Source organism: Arthrobacter sp. HY1533, assembly GCF_027568515.1.
GTDB lineage: Bacteria > Actinomycetota > Actinomycetes > Actinomycetales > Micrococcaceae > Specibacter.
This window is the reverse complement of the sequence record NZ_JANKZF010000058.1, coordinates 1-2,869: the sequence shown is the minus strand read 5'-3', so window position 1 is coordinate 2,869 and position 2,869 is coordinate 1. Positions and strand designations below refer to the sequence as shown.

The following is a 2,869-nucleotide window of genomic DNA, read 5'->3' as shown; positions in this document are numbered from 1 at the left end:
GTTAGACGATATGAGGTGAGGGCCGGGGCCTTCTGTTTCACAGCTTCCGTGGGTTGCCAGTGAACAACCTCCCTGGCTTTGCGGCCTTTGGAGCGTTGCATTGGTAGTGCCACATGTGAGTTTTGGGAGGTCCCGGCTATGTTTCAGCATACGTTTATTGGGCTTGATGTTCACGCGGTTTCGGTGGTGGGATGCGCGTTGAATCCCGTCACCGGGGAGCTGGTGAGGATGGCCATGGATTCAGACCCGGTGGTCGTCCTGGACTGGATCCGCCGCTTCGAGCCACCCGTGAAAGCGGTCTACGAGTCGGGCCCGACCGGGTACGTGCTCGCCCGGCACCTGCGCGAGGCCGGGATCGATTGCGTGGTCGCGGCATCCTCGAAACTGTTGCGGGCACCGGGCGATAAGGTCAAAACCGACCGTCGGGACGCCCGGCTGTTGGCGGAGATGCTGGCCCTGGGCCAGGTCACCGAGGTTCGTGTCCCGACACGGGAGCAGGAGGACCTGCGGGATTTGTCCCGGTTGCGGGCCACGGCGGCAAGGGACTTGGCCCATGCCCGCCAGCATGTGAACGCGACTCTGCTGCGGCACGGCATCCGTTACCAGGAGAAGACGAAATGGACGAAGGCCCATGGGGAGTGGCTGCACCGGCAGCGTTTTGATTCGCCGGTGCTGCAGTTCACCTACGACACCGATGTGGAACAGGCAGAGCTGCTGGCCGCCAGGTTGAAGCGCATTGACCAACGCGTCGCCCAGGCTGCCAAGGACTGTGAGTATGCCCAGGTCATCAACGCGTTGATGTGCCTGCGTGGCATCGAGGTCACGAGCGGGTTCGGGCTCGCCGTGGAGATCGGGGACTGGACCCGGTTCACCGGTGCCACCATCGGCTCCTACGTTGGTCTGGTACCCAGTGAACAGTCCTCAGGCCAATCCCGGCACCAGGGCCCCATCACGAAAGCCGGCAGCAAGTATGCGCGCAAGCTGTTGATCGAGGCGGCCTGGCAACACCGGCGCCCTTATGCTCGGCCCGGGCTGCGCCTGCTCAGACAGTTGGAGTTGGTTGGTCCGGACACCCGGATCCGGGCGTTAGAAGGCAACCATCGCCTCCACCATAAATGGGACGTCTTCGATGCCCGCAAGAAACGCTCCGTCACGGCCAACACCGCGATCGCACGTGAACTTGCTGGCTGGTGCTGGTCCTTGGCCGCACCCCTGCAGCGCAAAGACCACGAAGGTCAGGGCCACATGACTGCGGCCTAACAAGCGTGCTTTCCGGAGTGTGGCGGCCGTGACGTGGCAGCACTTTGGGGCTAACTCGAGACCGGACTATGAGCAAACGACCCATACCGTTGACGCTCGATGTTAGACAGCGATACGCCCCAGCCGAACAATCGTCATGCGGCAACCAAATCCGCGAATATCTCTAATGGGTGGTAGCCGACCCGAGGCTGGCTGGCAGACTGGTTGCTATTCCTGCCGGGTGTGACTCAGCGTATATCTGACCTGCCCGCGTGGCAGTGTCTTTAGACTGACTCGTCCGCCCGGTGGGAGCGGCACCAGTTTGGCCCACTGCGATGGCTTGATAGAAGGTTGTCCGCCCCGCCCTGGCTGGTGGGTCGTGACTCGTTAGAGATTTGCCTCGAAGTGACTTCTCCCCGGACCGGCGCCGTGACGGCCCCTACCGGAAGGAGATGCCACAGTGACCATCGTGGCTCAGAAGTACACTCACATCGTCGGGGTGGATACCCATGCACGGACCCACACCTATGCCGTTTTGGCCTCGGTGACCGGCCAGGTCATTGACACCTCGACATTCCCCACCAGCCGGGCCGGTATTTCCCGCGCCATCGGCTGGATGCAGCGACGGACAGCAACAGGGGAAGTCCTGGTTTCCGTCGAAGGCACTGGTTCCTACGGGGCAGGGTTGACCCGCGCCCTGCACGCCGCGGGCCTGCCCGTGTGTGAGGCCAGACCGCCGAAGCGGCAAAGCCGTGGCGCGGCCGGCAAGTCCGATGCAATCGATGCCCGCGCCGCTGCACGGGCCGTCCTTGGTACCGACACCGCAGCCCTGATCCAACCTCGGGCCGAAGGGGAACGAGCTGCACTGCGCGTCCTGCTGGCTGCCCGGCGCTCCATGGACGGACAACGCACCGCGGACAGGCACGCCCTGACTGCACTGGCCCGCACCATGGACCTGGGACTCGATGCCCGCAAGGCCGTCACAGACCGGCAGATCCACACGATCGCGGCCTGGCGTGACCGCCCAAAGGAGGACATTGCCACGAAGGTTGCCCGGTCCGAGGCCAGACGCCTGGCCGCCGCGGTGCTGCAACACACAAGGGAGCTGGAGGCCAACCGGACCATGTTGGCGCAGCTCGTGGACCAGATGGCCCCCGGCCTTCAGGGCCTCCGCGGTCTTGGGCCAGTGACCGGTGCCATCATCCTGGCCGCATACTCCCACCCGGGCCGCATCCGTTCCGAAGCGGCCTTTGCCGCCCTCGCCGGGGTGAATCCGATCCCGGCCTCTTCGGGCAACACCACCCGGCACCGCCTCAACCGGCACGGAGACAGGCAGCTGAACCAGGCCCTGGACATCATTGCCCGAACCAGGATGGCCTCCGACCCGGATACCCTTGCCTATCTTGACCGGCGCACCCGGGAAGGCAAAACACGTCGGGAAATACGCCGATGCCTCAAGAGGATCATCGCCCGGCAGATCTACCGCTCACTCGGCACACTCATGGGTTGACAGGGCCCATAGAAGGGTCAGTCTGACACTGCAGTCGAAACCAAGACTCGCCAGCACGACCGCCACACCCGGACAGCACCTAAGAAAGCGGCCCCCACCAAAAAAGATGGGAGCCGCTCA

The 2,869-nt window shown here is 64.1% G+C and carries 2 protein-coding genes; both read left to right on the top strand.

Going from position 1 to position 2,869, the window contains the following annotated elements; translation table 11 throughout:
* Nucleotides 1-138: 138 nt before the first annotated feature.
* Nucleotides 139-1,260 carry an IS110 family transposase gene (locus PCK14_RS19255; protein ID WP_269940132.1) on the top strand — a complete coding sequence of 374 codons (1,122 nt, stop codon included), beginning with the start codon at nucleotides 139-141 and terminating at the stop codon, nucleotides 1,258-1,260.
* A gap of 439 nt (nucleotides 1,261-1,699) precedes the next feature.
* Nucleotides 1,700-2,749, top strand: coding sequence for an IS110 family transposase (locus tag PCK14_RS19250; protein WP_269940131.1), 1,050 nt, complete (start codon nucleotides 1,700-1,702; stop codon nucleotides 2,747-2,749).
* Nucleotides 2,750-2,869: the final 120 nt, after the last annotated feature.

What these genes read in the sequence shown, in the direction of transcription:
- PCK14_RS19255 (WP_269940132.1), top strand. Translation starts at nt 139, where the DNA reads ATGTTTCAGCATACGTTTATTGGGCTTGATGTTCACGCGGTTTCGGTG.